Origin of the sequence: Streptomyces bikiniensis, from assembly GCF_000716625.1 — a bacterium.
Classification (GTDB): Bacteria; Actinomycetota; Actinomycetes; order Streptomycetales; family Streptomycetaceae; genus Streptomyces; species Streptomyces bikiniensis.
In genome coordinates this window covers 39,166-54,891 of the sequence record NZ_JNXJ01000028.1, presented here as the reverse complement: position 1 = coordinate 54,891, position 15,726 = coordinate 39,166, and the positions used below count along the sequence as shown (strand labels likewise).

General features: G+C 71.8%; 16 protein-coding genes. 9 read left to right on the top strand and 7 right to left on the bottom strand.

From position 1 onward, the window contains the following. Positions 1 to 86 precede the first annotated feature (86 nt). Entirely contained in the window at positions 87 to 677 is a 591-nt protein-coding gene (locus tag OO47_RS21815; RefSeq protein ID WP_030207377.1) for a peptidoglycan recognition protein family protein, read from the top strand. A gap of 95 nt (positions 678 to 772) precedes the next feature. Next, entirely contained in the window at positions 773 to 1,693 is a 921-nt protein-coding gene (locus tag OO47_RS21810; RefSeq protein WP_030207374.1) for a 1-aminocyclopropane-1-carboxylate deaminase/D-cysteine desulfhydrase, read from the top strand. On the opposite strand, the gene OO47_RS21805 is transcribed toward OO47_RS21810, so the two are convergent. Continuing rightward, complete coding sequence (locus OO47_RS21805; RefSeq protein WP_030207371.1) at positions 1,669 to 3,267, bottom strand: Na+/H+ antiporter; 1,599 nt, start codon at positions 3,265 to 3,267, stop codon at positions 1,669 to 1,671. The two genes, OO47_RS21810 and OO47_RS21805, sit on opposite strands and share 25 nt — an antisense overlap. Before the next feature lie 46 nt (positions 3,268 to 3,313). Here OO47_RS21805 and OO47_RS21800 point away from each other — a divergent pair, with 46 nt between their 5' ends. The 3 genes from OO47_RS21800 (at position 3,314) to OO47_RS21790 (ending at position 5,361) form a co-directional block, all read left to right on the top strand. Next, positions 3,314 to 3,574, top strand: coding sequence for a UBP-type zinc finger domain-containing protein (locus tag OO47_RS21800; protein ID WP_030207368.1), 261 nt, complete (start codon positions 3,314 to 3,316; stop codon positions 3,572 to 3,574). A gap of 273 nt (positions 3,575 to 3,847) precedes the next feature. Beyond that, positions 3,848 to 4,261, top strand: a complete 414-nt coding sequence (locus OO47_RS21795) for an ATP-binding protein (RefSeq protein WP_030207365.1) — start codon at positions 3,848 to 3,850, stop codon at positions 4,259 to 4,261. Between the two features lie 77 nt (positions 4,262 to 4,338). Beyond that, positions 4,339 to 5,361, top strand: coding sequence for an RNA polymerase sigma factor SigF (locus OO47_RS21790; RefSeq protein WP_407696336.1), 1,023 nt, complete (start codon positions 4,339 to 4,341; stop codon positions 5,359 to 5,361). 45 nt (positions 5,362 to 5,406) lie between these two features. On the opposite strand, the gene OO47_RS21785 is transcribed toward OO47_RS21790, so the two are convergent. Then, positions 5,407 to 5,898: a hypothetical protein gene (locus tag OO47_RS21785; protein ID WP_051715361.1), complete on the bottom strand. Its 492-nt coding sequence runs from the start codon at positions 5,896 to 5,898 to the stop codon at positions 5,407 to 5,409. A 101-nt stretch (positions 5,899 to 5,999) separates the two neighbouring features. Between OO47_RS21785 and OO47_RS21780 the strand changes: the two genes are divergently transcribed. Next, entirely contained in the window at positions 6,000 to 6,968 is a 969-nt protein-coding gene (locus OO47_RS21780; RefSeq protein ID WP_030207356.1) for a diacylglycerol/lipid kinase family protein, read from the top strand. Between the two features lie 317 nt (positions 6,969 to 7,285). Beyond that, positions 7,286 to 7,543, top strand: coding sequence for a WhiB family transcriptional regulator (locus OO47_RS21775; RefSeq protein ID WP_003953983.1), 258 nt, complete (start codon positions 7,286 to 7,288; stop codon positions 7,541 to 7,543). Between the two features lie 206 nt (positions 7,544 to 7,749). On the opposite strand, the gene OO47_RS21770 is transcribed toward OO47_RS21775, so the two are convergent. Both OO47_RS21770 and OO47_RS21765 read right to left on the bottom strand, forming a co-directional pair. After that, a complete protein-coding gene (locus tag OO47_RS21770; RefSeq protein WP_030207353.1) occupies positions 7,750 to 9,216 on the bottom strand; it encodes a sensor histidine kinase in 1,467 nt (488 codons plus the stop codon). 520 nt (positions 9,217 to 9,736) lie between these two features. Then, positions 9,737 to 10,345, bottom strand: coding sequence for a TetR/AcrR family transcriptional regulator (locus tag OO47_RS21765; protein WP_033209903.1), 609 nt, complete (start codon positions 10,343 to 10,345; stop codon positions 9,737 to 9,739). 82 nt (positions 10,346 to 10,427) lie between these two features. Between OO47_RS21765 and OO47_RS21760 the strand changes: the two genes are divergently transcribed. Both OO47_RS21760 and nagB read left to right on the top strand, forming a co-directional pair. Then, on the top strand, positions 10,428 to 11,177 hold the full coding sequence (locus tag OO47_RS21760; protein WP_030207346.1) for an SDR family oxidoreductase: 750 nt from the start codon (positions 10,428 to 10,430) through the stop codon (positions 11,175 to 11,177). 208 nt (positions 11,178 to 11,385) lie between these two features. Next, the gene (nagB, locus tag OO47_RS21755; protein WP_030207344.1) at positions 11,386 to 12,171 is read left to right on the top strand and encodes a glucosamine-6-phosphate deaminase; all 786 of its coding nucleotides are present in this window, start codon (positions 11,386 to 11,388) and stop codon (positions 12,169 to 12,171) included. 92 nt (positions 12,172 to 12,263) lie between these two features. Here nagB and OO47_RS21750 read toward each other — a convergent pair whose 3' ends face one another. From OO47_RS21750 to OO47_RS21740, 3 genes are read right to left on the bottom strand one after another with little or no spacing between them, the layout of a single operon-like run. After that, complete coding sequence (locus OO47_RS21750; protein WP_030207342.1) at positions 12,264 to 13,787, bottom strand: glycoside hydrolase family 3 protein; 1,524 nt, start codon at positions 13,785 to 13,787, stop codon at positions 12,264 to 12,266. A gap of 8 nt (positions 13,788 to 13,795) precedes the next feature. Next, on the bottom strand, positions 13,796 to 14,632 hold the full coding sequence (locus tag OO47_RS21745; protein WP_234323261.1) for a carbohydrate ABC transporter permease: 837 nt from the start codon (positions 14,630 to 14,632) through the stop codon (positions 13,796 to 13,798). A 26-nt stretch (positions 14,633 to 14,658) separates the two neighbouring features. Further along, the gene (locus OO47_RS21740; RefSeq protein WP_030207336.1) at positions 14,659 to 15,681 is read right to left on the bottom strand and encodes a carbohydrate ABC transporter permease; all 1,023 of its coding nucleotides are present in this window, start codon (positions 15,679 to 15,681) and stop codon (positions 14,659 to 14,661) included. Positions 15,682 to 15,726: the final 45 nt, after the last annotated feature.

Genomic DNA, 15,726 nt, shown 5'->3' with positions numbered 1-15,726 from the left:
GGCTCGCACACGGTCCGAACGGATGGCGGCGGAGCGGCGGACTCCGGTACTCCGGAAGTCCATCCGTCCTCCGGAAGGAGTCAGCCATGGCTGCGCCCATGTCCGCGAACAGGTTCCTCACCGCGCTGCGCGCCGAGGGCCTCGCGGTCGTCCAGGTAGGCGACTGGTCCACCCACAACCGCAACCACAAGGGCCCCTGGGGACCTGTGCACGGCGTGATGATCCACCACACCGTGACCCGGGGCACCGCCGGCACCGTCCGCGTCTGCCGGGACGGCTACGCGGGCCTGCCGGGGCCGCTCTGCCACGGCGTGATCGCCAAGGACGGCACGGTCCACCTCGTCGGCTACGGGCGCGCCAACCACGCCGGGCTCGGCGACGACGAGGTGCTCAGGGCGGTCATCGCCGAGCGGCGCCTGCCGCCGGACGACGAGGCCACCACGGACGGCAACCGGCACTTCTACGGCTTCGAGTGCGAGAACCTCGGGGACGGCGTGGACCCGTGGCCGAAGGTCCAGCTGGACGCCATCGCGAAGGCGGCCGCGGCCGTGTGCCGGGTGCACGGCTGGACCCACCGGTCGGTCATCGGGCACCTGGAGTGGCAGCCGGGGAAGTCGGATCCGAGAGGCTTCACGATGGCCTCCATGCGGGAGCGGATCGCGGAGCGGATGCGGTAGCCGGAACGGGCGCGGCAGCGCGGCAGCCGGGACGTGTGCGGCAGCCGGGACGTGCGGTCGCCGGGGCCGGCGGGGGCGGGCGGCACAATGGCCCCGTGAACGCGTTCGACCTCGCCCGGCTGCGGCCCCGGCTCCCCTCGCCCCTGGAACCGGTGGAGGACGAACGTTTCGCCCGGCGCGGCCTCACGCTGCTCCTGAAGCGCGAGGACCTCATCCACCCCGACCTGCCGGGCAACAAGTGGCGCAAGCTCGCGCTCAACCTGGAGGCGGCGGCCGGGCGGCCCGTGCTCACCTTCGGCGGGGCGTACTCCCACCACCTGCGGGCGACGGCGGCCGCCGGCCGGCTGCTCGGCTTCCCCACGGTCGGGGTGGTCCGGGGCGACGAGCTGGCCGGGCGGCCGCTCAACCCGTCCCTGGCGCGGTGCGCCGCGGACGGGATGCGCCTGGAGTTCGTGGACCGGGCCACGTACCGCGCGAAGAGCGACCCCGCCGTCCTCGCGGCGCTCCTGGAACGCGCCCCCGCGGGCGCGTACGTGGTCCCGGAGGGCGGCAGCAACGCGCTCGCCGCGCGCGGCTGCGCGGAGCTGGGCCGGGAGCTCGCGGGGGCGGCGGACGCGGTCGCCGTCGCCTGCGGCACGGGCGGCACCCTGGCGGGCCTCGCGGCCGGTCTCGCCCCCGGGCAGCGGGCCCTCGGCTTCCCGGTCCTCAAGGGGGATTTCCTGGGCGGGGAGGTCCGCGCCCTCCAGGAGGCGGCGTTCGGCGGTCCGCGCGGCGACTGGTCCCTGGACGGGCGCTTCCACGGCGGGGGCTACGCGCGCGTGTCCCCGGCTCTGGAGGCGTTCACACGGGATTTCGAGGAACGGCATGAACTCGCCATCGAGCGACTATATGTGGCCAAAATGCTGCACGGCCTCGTGACCCTGGCGGAGGAGGGCGCGTTCCCCCGGGGCACCCGGATCGCGGCGGTGGTCACGGGCGCCCCGGACGGGCTTCAGCCGTCCGGATCCTCGCGGTAGGCGGCCGCCTCCTCCAGGTCGAGGCGGCGGAGCAGGACGCGCATCATCTCGTCGTCGATCCGGCGCTCGTCGCGGAGCCGCACGAAGACCTCCCGCTCGGCGTCGATCATCTCGCGCGAGAGGCGCCGGTAGGTGTCGTCGGCGGTCTCCCCGGTGGCCTCGTTGACCGCTCCGAGCCGCTCCCAGACCGCGTTGCGGCGCCGGTCGAGGACGGTGCGCAGCCGGTCGGCGAGGGGTGGCGGCAGGGCGTTGCGCCCGTCCGCCAGGAGTGCGTCGAGGCGCTCCTCGGCGGCCCGTGAGGCCTCGCTCTGCGCCTGCGCCTCGGCCAGCGTCTCGGCGTACCGGTCGCGGCCGGGGAGCTTCAGGAACCGGATGAGGGGCGGCAGGGTGAGGCCCTGCACCACCAGGGTGCCGATCACGGTGGTGAAGGTGAGGAAGAGGACGAGGTTGCGGGCCGGGAACTCCTCGCCGTCCACGGCGAGCGGGATGGAGAAGGCGATGGCGAGCGAGACCACTCCGCGCATGCCCGCCCAGCCGACGACGAGCGGCGCCCGCCAGTCCACCCCCGGCTCCCGTTCCCGGACGCGGGCGGAGAGCCACCGGGGCAGGAAGGTCGCCGGGTAGACCCACACGAAGCGGACGAGGACGACGGCGGTGAAGACCCCGACCGCGTACCAGGCCGCCTCGCCCACGCCGTACCGGCCGAGCCCCTGGACGACGTACGGGAGTTGGAGGCCGATCAGGGCGAAGACGGCGGATTCCAGGACGAAGGCGACCATCTTCCAGACGGCCTCCTCCTGGAGGCGCGTCGCGAAGTCGACCTGCCAGGCGCGGTGGCCGAGGAAGAGGCCGACCACGACGACGGCGAGGACCCCGGAGGCGCCGACCTCCTCGGCGGCCGCGTAGGCGGTGAAGGGGATGAGGAGGGAGAGGGTGTTCTGGAGCAGGGAGTCCCGCAGGTGGAGGCGGAGCCAGTGGATGGGGACCATGAGGACCAGACCGACGCCGACGCCGCCGACGGCCGCGAGCGCGAACTCCGCCACCCCGCCGGCCCAGCCGATGCCCTCGCCGACGGCCGCCGCGAGGGCGACCCGGTAGGCGGTGATCGCGGTCGCGTCGTTCACCAGGGACTCGCCCTGGAGGATCGTGGTGATCCGGTGCGGCAGGCCCAGCTTGCGGGCGATGGCGGTGGCGGCGACCGCGTCCGGCGGGGCGATCACCGCGCCGAGCACGAGGGCGGCGGTGAGCGGCAGGTCGGGCACGAGGACGTACGCGAGCCAGCCGACGGCCACGGTGGCGAAGAGGACGTACCCGACGGAGAGCAGGGCGACGGGCCGGACGTTGGCCCGCAGGTCGAGGTAGGAGGAGTCGACGGCGGCCGTGTAGAGGAGCGGGGGCAGGATCAGCGGAAGGACGACGTGCGGGTCGAGCGTGTAGTCGGGGACGCCCGGGACGTACGAGGCGGCGAGGCCCGCGGCGACCAGGAGCAGCGGGGCGGGCACCGGGGTCCGGCGGGCCGCTCCCGCGATCGCGGCGCTCGCCGCCACCAGCCCCACCAGTTGCAGTGCGTCCATGCCGTCGCCCACCCTCTCGTCCGTACCGCGACGTAACCTGGCCATCATGAGCGAGTGCCCGCACCTTGCCGAACTGCCGCGCCCCGAACCGGCGCCGCTGACCGACACCTGTCCCGAGTGCCTGGCGGACGGCACGCATCCGGTCCAGCTGCGGCTCTGCCTGACCTGCGGGCACGTGGGGTGCTGCGACTCCTCGGTGGGGCGGCACGCGACCGCGCACCACTCTTCGACCGGGCACCCGGTGATGCGGACCTTCGAGCCGGGCGAGCGGTGGCGCTGGTGCTTCGTGGACGGTGCGATCGTCTGACGGTTGCGCGGTGCGCGGTTCGACGGGCTCCCGCTTGGGTACGTCACCCCTCCGCCGGTCGCTCGGTTCCGTCGTCCACAGGCCTCCGCCCACCGTCCGCACCCATGGGCCTACCATGGGTGACGGGCCGTGACGGGGTCGGGAAACGCACGGCGACACGGCGGGACGGATCGCGATAGCGTCACGGCGGACTGCGCAGCCCCCTGCGTACCGCCCGGTTCGGGGGCCTCTCCCCCGAGCCCCGAACGAGTTTGTGCCACCTTGGAGGTGAGGGTGTCCCAGATCGCAGGCGAGCCCGGGACCCAGGACTTCGTGGAAGTCCGGCTGCCCGCTGCAGGTGCCTATCTGTCCGTGCTGCGTACGGCCACGGCCGGCCTCGCGGCGCGCTTGGACTTCACCCTCGACGAGATCGAGGACTTGCGGATCGCGGTCGACGAGGCCTGCGCCATCCTGCTCCAGCAGGCCGTACCGGGGTCCGTCCTCAGCTGCGTCTTCCGGCTGGTCGACGACTCGCTGGACGTGACGGTCTCCGCCCCGACGACGGACGGCCGCGCTCCCGAACGGGACACCTTCGCCTGGACGGTGCTGTCGGCGCTGGCCGGGAAGGTGGAGTCGTCGGTGGCCGACGACCGCACGGTCTCGATCAGCCTGTACAAACAGCGCGGCGTGGGGCCAGGCCCGACGTGAGGAGCGGGGACGCGACGGCCGGCATCCCCGGGCAGAAGGCGCGGCCGCATGAGGGCGCTACGGAGCGGGCGGACCAGATGAGCGAGCACGAGCAGCAGCACGAGGGTGCCGGGACACCAGGTGCCCCCGAGGTCCCCGCGGAGGCTTCCGGGTCCCCGAAGCCCGGTGCCGACGGGGTCCGGGGCGACGGCGTCGACGGGATCAACGGAGTCGGCGGTGCCGACGGGGCCGGGGTCAACGGAGTCAACGGAGTCGCTGGAGCCGGAGTCGACGGGTCCGGGGACGCCGGAGCCCGGGGCGGCGACGGGGCCGACGGGGCGTCGGAGGCCCGTGCCGTCCCGGTCCCGCAGGACCGGAGCGGTGCCCGTGCCCTCTTCGTCGAGCTGCGCGAGCTGCCGGAGGGCTCCCCCGAGAAGGCGGAGCTGCGCAACCGGCTGGTGCGGATGCACCTGCCGCTGGTGGAGCACCTGGCCCGGCGCTTCCGCAACCGCGGCGAGCCGCTGGACGACCTGACGCAGGTGGCGACGATCGGCCTGATCAAGTCGGTGGACCGGTTCGACCCGGAGCGCGGGGTCGAGTTCTCGACGTACGCGACCCCCACGGTCGTCGGTGAGATCAAGCGCCACTTCCGGGACAAGGGCTGGGCGGTACGGGTGCCCCGCCGGCTCCAGGAGCTGCGGCTCTCGCTGACCACGGCCACGGCCGAGCTCTCCCAGCAGCACGGCCGCTCCCCGACCGTGCACGAGCTGGCCGAGCGGCTCGGGATCTCGGAGGAGGAGGTCCTGGAGGGCCTGGAGTCGGCGAACGCCTACTCGACGCTCTCGCTGGACGTCCCGGACACCGACGACGAGTCGCCGGCGGTGGCGGACACGCTGGGCGCGGAGGACGAGGCCCTGGAGGGGGTCGAGTACCGCGAGTCGCTCAAGCCGCTCCTGGAGGACCTGCCGCCCCGGGAGAAGCGGATCCTGCTGCTTCGCTTCTTCGGGAACATGACCCAGTCGCAGATCGCACAGGAGGTGGGCATCTCGCAGATGCACGTCTCCCGGCTGCTCGCCCGGACGCTCGCCCAGCTGCGGGAGAAGCTCCTGGTGGAGGAGTAGGACCTGCCGCCGTCCGTTCAAGGAGCGTCGTTCACGGAACGTCGTTCACGGGGTGCCCTGGCCGGGGCGCCGGATGCCGAGCGCCTCGGTCGTGGCGGGGTTCACCAGGAGGACGAGCCCGGTGAGGGCCAGGACGCCGAGGACCGCGCCCGCCGGGATCATGGCGCTGTTCGCCTGGAGCATCTGCCAGGCGACCGGCAGGGCCAGGATCTGGGTGATGACGGCCGGGCCGCGGCTCCAGGAGCGGCACAGCCACAGGCCGCGGGCGGCGGCGAGCGGGATCAGGCCGAGCGCGAGCAGCGTCACGGCGCCCGTCAGCGCGCCGGTGAGGTCGCCGGGCGATCCGGTCAGGGCGTTCACCAGCATGTACACGCCCCCGGCGACGAGCCCGAGCGCCTCGACGCCGGCCACGGCCGCCGCGGCGGTGAGACGGATGGGACGGGGAGTCTGCTCCGTACCGCCGAGGGGGGTCTGCTCCGTACCACCGACCGGGGTCTGCTCCGTACCGCCGAGGGGGGTCTGCTCCGCACTGCTCATGGAAGGCAGGGTAACGGGGCCGCCCCCGGGACCGCCGGGGCCGGGTGCCGGGAAACCGACCGGACTGGGCCCGGTACCGCCGGGTAGGTACGCTGGCGACCATGCGCGCACTTCTCGTGGTCAACCCGGCAGCCACCACCACCAGTGCCCGCACCCGTGACGTCCTCATCCACGCACTGGCCAGCGAGATGAAGCTGGAGGCGGTCACCACCGAGTACCGCGGACACGCGCGCGACCTGGCCCGGCGGGCCGCCGAGACCGGGAGCGTCGACCTGGTCGTGGCCCTCGGCGGGGACGGCACGGTCAACGAGGTGGCCAACGGCCTGCTGCACGACGGGCCCGATCCGGACCGGCTACCGGACCTCGCGGTCGTCCCCGGCGGGTCGACCAACGTCTTCGCCCGCGCGCTCGGACTGCCGAACGACGCCGTGGAGGCGACCGGCGCCCTGCTCGACGCGCTGCGTGAGGAGCGGACACGGACGGTGAGCCTCGGGCTCGCCTCCGGGACGCCGGGCACGGAGGACGAATCGGTGCCGTCCCGCTGGTTCACCTTCTGCGCCGGCCTCGGTTTCGACGCGAGCGTCATCGGCCGGGTCGAACAGCAGCGGGAGCGCGGCAAGAGATCCACGCACGCCCTGTACCTGCGCCAGGTGGTGCGCCAGTTCCTCGGCGAGACGAACCGCCGGCGCGGCACGATCACCCTGGAGCGGCCGGGCGAGGAGCCCGTCGAGGACCTGGTCCTCTCCATAATCTGCAACACCTCCCCCTGGACCTACCTGGGCAATCGCCCGGTGTACGCGTCCCCGGAGGCCTCCTTCGAAACCGCCCTCGACGTGCTCGGACTGCGCCGTCTCTCGACCCCGGCGGTGGCCCGGTACGCCACTCAGCTGCTCACCTCGTCCCCGGAACGCGGGCCCCGCGGCAAGCACGCGGTGTCCCTGCACGATCTGACCGACTTCACCTTGCATTCGAAGGTCCCCCTCCCCCTCCAGATGGACGGAGACCACCTGGGACTGCGCACGAGCGTGACGTTCACAGGCGTTCGCCGTGCACTGCGTGTGATTGTGTGAGTGGAAGGGCCCAAAGTCCTTTCACTCGAACGTTTAGGCGCGCATCCACCCCTAAGAAGTACGGCTGTGACCTAGCCGACACCGAGGAATCAAAAAAAACTTTCCAGAAGGGGTTGTATCCGCTGCCGAGGTTTGCGAGTCTCTTCTTGGCGATCGGGACGGCCCGCAAGACCGGCCTCCACTGAGAGTCAGAACCCCTCCTCAGTCCAAGGACCACACCAGTTCATCTGGCAGTCGGCCCTTCCCTTGCGGAGGGATTCGTGAAAGCGTTCACATTCACAAGCAACCTGCACGTAATACCAAGAGAGGTAGCAGCCATGGACTGGCGTCACAACGCCGTTTGTCGTGAGGAAGACCCCGAGCTGTTCTTCCCCATCGGCAACACCGGTCCTGCGCTGCTGCAGATCGAGGAAGCCAAGGCCGTCTGCCGCCGCTGCCCCGTCATGGAGCAGTGCCTGCAGTGGGCGCTCGAGTCCGGCCAGGACTCCGGCGTCTGGGGTGGCCTCAGCGAGGACGAGCGCCGCGCGATGAAGCGCCGTGCCGCTCGCAACCGGGCGCGCAACGCCAGCGCCTGACGCCCCACTTACAGCCTCAGGCGAGCGGCGCACACATCGCGTGTGCAATCACCGCCCTTGAGTCGCAGCGCGCAGCAGTAACCCACAGCATTCGAGCCCCGGACCGAATTCCCTTCGGTCCGGGGCTCGCTGCCGTGTTCCCCCGCGCTCTCCTTCAGTTCCCCCTGCGCTTCCCCTGCGCTCCCCCGCCGCGATCGCGGCGGGGATCACTTCTGGGACCGCACGGGAATGTCGAGGACCACCTTCGTACCGCGCTCGGTGTCCGGCAGCATGTCGAAGGTTCCCCCCAACTCCCCTTCCACCAGGGTCCGTACGATCTGGAGGCCGAGGTTCCCGGCCCGCTGCGGGTCGAAGCCCTCGGGCAGGCCCCGGCCGTCGTCCTTGACCGTGATGAGGAGGCGGGCGTCGGCCCGGGCCTCGCCGCGGACGGCGGAGACCTCGACCGTGCCCTGCTCCCCCGGCGCATAGGCGTGCTCCAGGGCGTTCTGCAGGACCTCGGTCAGGACCATGGAGAGCGGGGTGGCGACCTCGGCGTCGAGGATGCCGAAGCGACCGTTGCGCCGGCAGGTGACCTTGCCCGGGGAGATCTCCGCCACCATCGCGATGACGCGGTCCGCGATCTCGTCGAACTCCACGCGCTCGTCCAGGTTCTGGGACAGCGTCTCGTGGACGATGGCGATCGAACCGACGCGACGCACGGCCTCGTTGAGGGCCTCGCGCCCCCGGTCGGAGTCCATCCGGCGGGCCTGGAGGCGGAGCAGGGCGGCCACCGTCTGGAGGTTGTTCTTCACCCGGTGGTGGATCTCCCGGATGGTGGCGTCCTTGGTGATCAACTCGCGCTCGCGGCGGCGCAGTTCGGTGACGTCCCGGAGCAGGACGAGCGAACCGATGCGGGTGCCCTTGGGCTTGAGCGGGATCGCCCGCAGCTGGATCACCCCGCCGTTGCCCTCGACCTCGAACTCGCGCGGCGCGTAGCCGGAGGCCAGGGTGACCAGGGCCTCGTCCACCGGGCCGCGGGAGGGCGCGAGTTCTGCGGTGATCTGGCCGAGGTGCTGGCCGACGAGGTCGGCGGCGAGGCCGAGCCGGTGGTAGGCGGAGAGGGCGTTGGGCGAGGCGTACTGGACGACGCCCTCCGCGTCCAGGCGGACGAGGCCGTCGCCGGCGCGGGGCGAGGAGTCCATGTCGACCTGCTCGCCGGAGAAGGGAAACGTTCCGGCGGCGATCATCTGGGCGAGGTCGGAGGCCGACTGGAGATAGGTGAGCTCCAGGCGCGAGGGGGTGCGGACGGTCAGCAGGTTGGTGTTGCGGGCGATGACGCCGAGGACCCGGCCCTCGCGCCGCACGGGGATCGACTCGACCCGCACCGGAACCTCCTCGCGCCACTCCGGGTCGCCCTCGCGGACGATCCGGCCCTCGTCGAGGGCGGCGTCGAGTAGCGGGCGGCGGCCGCGCGGCACCAGATGGCCGACCATGTCGTCCTGGTAGGAGGTGGGGCCGGTGTTCGGCCGCATCTGGGCGACGGAGACGTACCGCGTGTCGTCGAGGGTCGGGACCCAGAGGACGAGGTCGGCGAAGGAGAGGTCGGAGAGCAGCTGCCACTCCGACACCAGCAGGTGGAGCCACTCGAGGTCGGAGTCGCTCAGGGCGGTGTGCTGGCGTACGAGGTCGTTCATGGAGGGCACGGTGCGAGCGTACCCGCGGAATTCAGGGGCGGTGAACCTGGATCTCCGGGGCCGCGTGTTGGAGTATGGGCCAGGAAGGACCGCGTTCCTGTGGATGGACAGACAAGAATGGTCTAGTCCACAATGAACGCAACAGAGCCTCCATCCTCCCCGCACAGGAGGGTGGAACGAGGTACCCGGCGCTCTCTGCCCTGACTGCGTCGAGACCTCCCACACGGCCGAGGGACCGCACACCCCCGGCCGGGCAAACTCCGGGCTGCGGTGCCGGGCGGGCTGAGGGTCCCGCCGGGCGCCGCGGCCCGCGGGTGTTTCCGGGGCCGGTCGGTCTGCGGGTGCTTCCGGGGCCGGTCGGTCTGCGGGTGCTTCCGGGCCGGTCTGCCTACAGGTGCTTCCGGGCCGGTCCGCCTGCGGATGTTTTCGGGTCGGTCCGCCTGCGAGTGCTTCCGGGCCGGTCGGTCTGCGGATGTTTCCGGGCCGGTTCCTCCTCCGGGGCGCCTTCGCCCTCCCGGACCTACTCTCCCGCGCCCCCTGTCGGCCAGGCGCGCATCGCCGCCTCGGCCACGGCCGCGAGCTCCTCCGCCGTCGCCCCGTCGCGGGCCTGCTGGGACATGCCCTGGAGGACGGCGCCGCTGAAGCGGGCGAGGGCGCGCGGGTCGGTGCCGGCCGGAAGCTCGCCGGCCTCCACGTCCCGGCGGATCCGGTCCTCGAAGAAGGCCAGGTTGGCGTTTCTCCGGTCGCGCAGGATCGCCTCGACCTCGGGTGTCGAGCAGTTGACCGCGGCGGAGATCACCAGGCAGCCGGGGGGATGGCCGGACTCGGTGAAGAGGTGGGCGGCCTCGCCCAGCATGCGCCCGACGGCGTCCCGGGCGGTCACCTCCTCGGCGAAGGCGCGGCCGCCGTAGGCCCCGTAGGAGAGGACGTACGTCTCGACGACCTCTTCGAAGAGGGTCTTCTTGTCGCCGAAGGCGGCGTAGAGGCTGGGCGCGCTGATGCCCATGGCACGGGTGAGGTCCGAGACGGAGGTCGTCTCGTAGCCGTGCTCCCAGAAGGCCATCGTGGCCTGCTCCAGGGCCGTGGGCCGGTCGAAGGAGCGGGGGCGGCCGCGCTGTCTCGTCACCATGGAGTGAATTCTATAGCGCACGCTACGGAAGTGGGGTACGGTCTTTATGTAACGACCACTACAGATTTAGGGGGGCGTCGCCATGGGCGTGCTCACGGGGAAGACGGCACTGGTCACGGGTGCGAGCCGGGGCATCGGGCGGGGGATCGCCGAGCGACTGGGGCGCGACGGGGCGCGGGTCGCGGTGCACTACGGGACGAACGAGGCGGCGGCGAAGGAGACGGTCGCGGCGATCGAGGCGGCCGGCGGCGAGGCGTTCGCGCTCGGCCAGGAGCTGGGGGTGCCGGGGGACGCGGCGGCGCTCTGGGCGGCCTTCGACGCACGGGCGGACGGGCTGGACATCCTGGTGAACAACGCGGGGATCGGCGCGTCGAACCCCTTCGCGACGATCGCCGAGGAGGAGTTCGAGCGGGTCTTCGCGGTGAACACGAAGGCCCCGTTCTTCCTGGCGCGGCTCGGCGCGGAGCGGCTGCGGGACGGGGGCCGGATCGTCAACGTGTCGACGGGGCTGACGAGGACGGCGCTGATGCCGGACCTGATCGCCTACTCGATGTCGAAGGGGGCGCTGGACGTCCTCACGCGGGACCTGTCGAAGCTGCTGGGCCCGCGCGGGATCACGGTCAACTCGGTGGCGCCCGGGATCGTGGCGACGGACAACACGGCGTGGCTGGAGGGTGACGAGGAGGCCAGGGCGCGGGCGGCGGGGTACTCGGCGCTGGGCGGGATCGGGAGCACGGCCGAGATAGCCGACGTGGTGGCCTTCCTCGCCTCGGACGACGCGCGGTGGGTGACGGGGGCCTGGATCGACGCCACGGGGGGTTCGCTGACCTGAGCCTCCGGGGCCGCGCACCCGGGGTCCGAGCGGCCGGCGGAGCAGGGGCCGAGTGGCCGGCGGGGCGGGGGCGGCAGACGATGGGAGCGGGGCCGTCCGGGGGGCGGAACGGCATGGGAGGAAGGGCTCTCCTCTGCTAGATTTGCCCTTAGATTGGTCTATACCACCGGACCCCTTCCCAGCCCCTCACCAGATCGGCAGGCACAGCGTGGAAGTTGTCATCGTCAAGGACGCCAAGGCGGGCGGAGAGCTCATCGCGGACGGCATCGCCGACCTCCTGCGCCGCAAGCCCGACGCGCTGCTCGGCGTGGCCACCGGCTCGACTCCGCTGCCCATCTACGACGCCCTGATCGCCCAGGTCAAGGCCGGTTCGGTGGACGCCTCGCGGGCCCGGATCGCCCAGCTGGACGAGTACGTCGGCCTCCCCGCCGGGCACCCGGAGTCGTACCGCTCCACCGTGCTCCGGCAGGTCGTGGAGCCCCTCGGGCTCTCCCCGGAGGCCTTCATGGGGCCCGACGGCTCCGCCGAGGACGTCCAGGCGGCCTGCGAGGACTACGACCGGGCCCTGCGCGAGGCAGGCGGCGTGGACCTCCAGATCCTCGGCATCGGCACCGACGGGCACATCGGCTTCAACGAGCCGTGCTCCTCGCTCGCCTCCCGGACCCGGATCAAGACGCTCACCGAGCAGACCCGGGTGGACAACGCGCGCTTCTTCGACGACGACATCGAGCAGGTGCCGCACCACGTCATCACCCAGGGCATCGGCACCATCCTGGAGGCCCGCCACCTGGTGCTGCTCGCCACCGGCGAGGGCAAGGCCGAGGCCGTGGCGCAGACCGTGGAGGGTCCCGTCGCGGCGCTCGTGCCGGCCTCCGCGCTCCAGCTCCACCCGCACGCCACGGTCGTCGTGGACGAGGCCGCCGCCTCCAAGCTGAAGCTCGCGGACTACTTCCGCCACACCTTCGCGAACAAGCCCGCCTGGCAGGGCATCTGAAACCGCCCGCGTCCTCGGTGACAGCGTGAGAGGGGCCCGGCACCTGCCTCCAGGTGCCGGGCCCCTTCGTACGGGACGGGTACGGGCGGCCGTCAGGCCCCGGTGCCGACCACGGCCTCGGCGGCGGCGCGGCCGCAGACCCGGGCCGCGCCGTGCGTGGCGATGTGCAGGGCCCCGCGGGGCTCCGCCTCGTTGAGGCCCATCTCGACCACGACGGTGTCGGGGCGGGCCGCGAGCAGGGCGTCGAGGGCCCGGATCATCCACGGGTGCCGGTGGAGGTCGCGTACGACCGCCACGACGCGCCGCTCCCCCGCGTCGGCCGGGGCCGAGTCGGCGGAGGTCTCGTCGTACGAGCCGGTCTCCGTGCCGGGCAGCAGGCGCTCCAGCTCCGCGGCGATCCCCCAGGGGGTCTCGTCGCCGACGGCGAAGTTCGCGACCGGAGTGAAGGAGGCCACGTAGGGGGTGCCGGTGACCGGCGTGTACGGCTTCTCCCCCCGGGTCACCTTCAGGGCCCGGCGGGCGGCGACGAGTCCGATGTCGGCGCCGGGCGCGGTCCCCTCCTGCACTGCCGCGCCCGGCACCGATCCAGCCCCCCTGGCCCGGTGCGCCTGGGTCCAGGCCGCCAGGGCGCGCACGCGCGCCGCGGCGTCGGCCAGCCGCTCCTCGGGCAGTTCACCGGTCCGTACCGCGTCGACGAGCGCGTCGCGCAGCCGCAGCACGGTGTCCTCGTCGCACAGCCCGCCGCCGACGCAGATGGCGTCGGCGCCCGCGGCGATGGCGAGGACGGATCCGCGCTCGATGCCGTACGTCGCCGAGACGGCCTGCATCTCCATGCCGTCGGTGACGATCAGCCCCTCGAAGCCCAGCTCCTGGCGCAGCAGACCGGTGAGGATCTGCGGGCTCAGGGTGGCCGGACGGTGCGGGTCGAGCGCGGACAGAAGGATATGCGCGCTCATGACCGCTTTGGTACCCGCGGCGACGGCCGCGCGGAAAGGTACCAGCTCACGGGCGTGCAGTGTGGCGAGGTCCACATCGATCCGGGGCAGCGCATCGTGCGAGTCGACGTTGGTGTCGCCGTGTCCGGGGAAGTGCTTCGTGCAGGCCGCGACCCCGACGCCCTGGAGGCCGTCGACGTACGCCACGGTGTGCCGGGCGACCAGGTCCGGGTCCGGCCCGAAGGACCGGACGCCGATGACCGGGTTCTCGGCGTTGGAGTTGACGTCGGCGGAGGGGGCCCAGTTGAGGTCCACTCCGCACTGTGCGAGCCGGCGGCCGAGCTCGCGGGCCACGGCCCGGGTGAGCTCGACGTCGTCGACGCTGCCGAGGGCGTAGTTGCCGGGGAAGGAGGAGCCCTGCTTGACCTCCAGGCGGGTGACGTCGCCGCCCTCCTCGTCGATGGCGACGAGGACGTCGTCCCGCTCGGCCCGCAGCCGCGCGGTGAGCGCGGTGAGCTGCTCGGGGGTGACGATGTTCCGGCCGAAGAGACCGACCGAGGACAGGCCTTCGCCGATGCGGCGGAGCAGCCAGTCGGGGGCGGTGGTGCCGACGAAGCCGGGCTGGAGGACCGTGAGCGCGTCGCGGGTGAGCGTGTCGGAGCCGTGTACGAGAGTGGTCATGAGACCCGTTATCCCTTCACCGCGCCGGCGGTCATGCCGCCGACGGCCTTGCGCTGGAGGAAGATGAAGACGACGAGCACGGGGAGCGCGAAGAGCGTCGAGGCGGCCATGGTGGCGGCCCAGTCGTTGCCGAAGGCGGTCTGGAACTGGGTCAGCCAGAACGTGAGGGTCTGGTTCGTCTTGTCCTTGTTCAGGACGAGGACCATCGCGAACTCGTTCCAGGCGGTGATGAAGCCGAAGAGCGAGGTCGACATCAGACCGGGGGCGAGCAGCGGGAAGATCACCTTGCGGAAGGCCTGGCCGCGGGTGCAGCCGTCGATCTGGGCGGCCTCCTCCAGCTCGACCGGGACGGCGGCGATGAAGCCGCGCAGGGTCCAGATGGTGAAGGGCAGGACCATCACGAAGTAGATCGCCGTGAGCAGCGGGATGCTGTTCAGCATGTCGTTGTCGCGGGCGATCATGTACATCGCGATGACCATGACCTCCCAGGGGGCCATCTGCGCCATCATCACGATGAGGACGATGCCCTTGCGGCCCTTGAACTTCATGCGGGCGATCGCGAAGCTCGCGGCGAGGGCGACGAGGAGGGCCAGGAGGACGGCGCCGAGGGTGACGATCAGGCTGTTCGTGACGTAGGACCAGAACAGGTCGACGCCGGTGGCCGTCGAGTAGTTCTCGAAGGTCGGCTTGAAGAAGAAGACGGGATCCTTCGTCAGGATCTCGCTCTGCGGCTTCAGCGAGGACGAGAACATCCAGTAGACGGGGAAGACGAAGATCGCCGCGACCACGAGGGCGGTGAGGTTCTTCGCCACCGCGGCCGGCCGGAGGGGCCTGCGGGTCCGCAGCTTCTGGGGGGTCGGGGTGGTGGTGCTCACTGCTCGTCCTCCTGCTTCAGGATCAGGCGGAAGTAGAAGGACATGGCCACGAGCAGCATCACGATGGTGAGGATCGAGATGGCGGCCGCGAGGCCGTAGTGCTGCTGGCCCATGCCCTCGATGTAGGCGAAGACCGGCAGGGTCTCGGAGGAGCGGTCGGGGCCGCCCTGGTTCATGGCGTAGACCTGGGTGAACGCCTTGAAGATCCAGATGATCTCCAGGAACGTGGTGATCATGAAGAACGGCTTCAGGTTCGGGAAGACCACTGACCAGAAGGTGCGCCAGCCGCTCGCGCCGTCCATCTTGGCCGCCTCGTACAGCTCGGTCCCGACCGTGGTCAGGGCGGCGTACATGTTGAGGGCGACGAAGGGGATAGATCCCCAGACGAGCAGGATCGTCACGATGACGAGGGTGGAGAAGCCGGTCTCGAACCAGTTGTGCTGCTCGTAGCCGGAGAAGCCGATGGACCGCATCACCCAGTTGGCGACGCCGAACTGCTCGTCGAAGAGCCACCGGAAGACGGTGACGGAGGCGACGATCGGCATGGCCCAGGCGAACATCAGGGCCAGGGAGAGGACGAGCCGCATCTTCTTGCCGAGGCGGTTGAGCAGCATGCCGACCAGCGTGCCGATCAGCATGACGAGCGCGACGTTGACGGCGGTGACGACGAGCGACCGGACGACGACGCTCCAGAAGTCGGGGTCGCCCAGCAGCTTGGTGTAGTTCTCGAAGCCGACCCAGGGCGTCTCGCGCCGGATCATCTCCCGCTTGTTGACCCCCTGGAAGGAGAGGATCACATTGCGGATCAGCGGGTAGAGGAGCAGCACCGCCATGGAGAGCAGGGCGGGCGTGACGAGCAGGTACGGCAGCAGCCCGCTGGGCAGGGAGCGCCTGCCGCGCGGAGGCCGAAGGGATTCCTTCGCGCCGGAAGGGGGTGGCGGAGTCTGCGACTTCCCTGCCGCCCTCCCGGGCGCGTCCTGAGGAGCGGCGCTGGCCGTCCCCTGGGAGTCCACGGTCATGGTCTTCTTCCTCGCGGTTCTGGGGCTCCCGCGCCCACCGGGGCG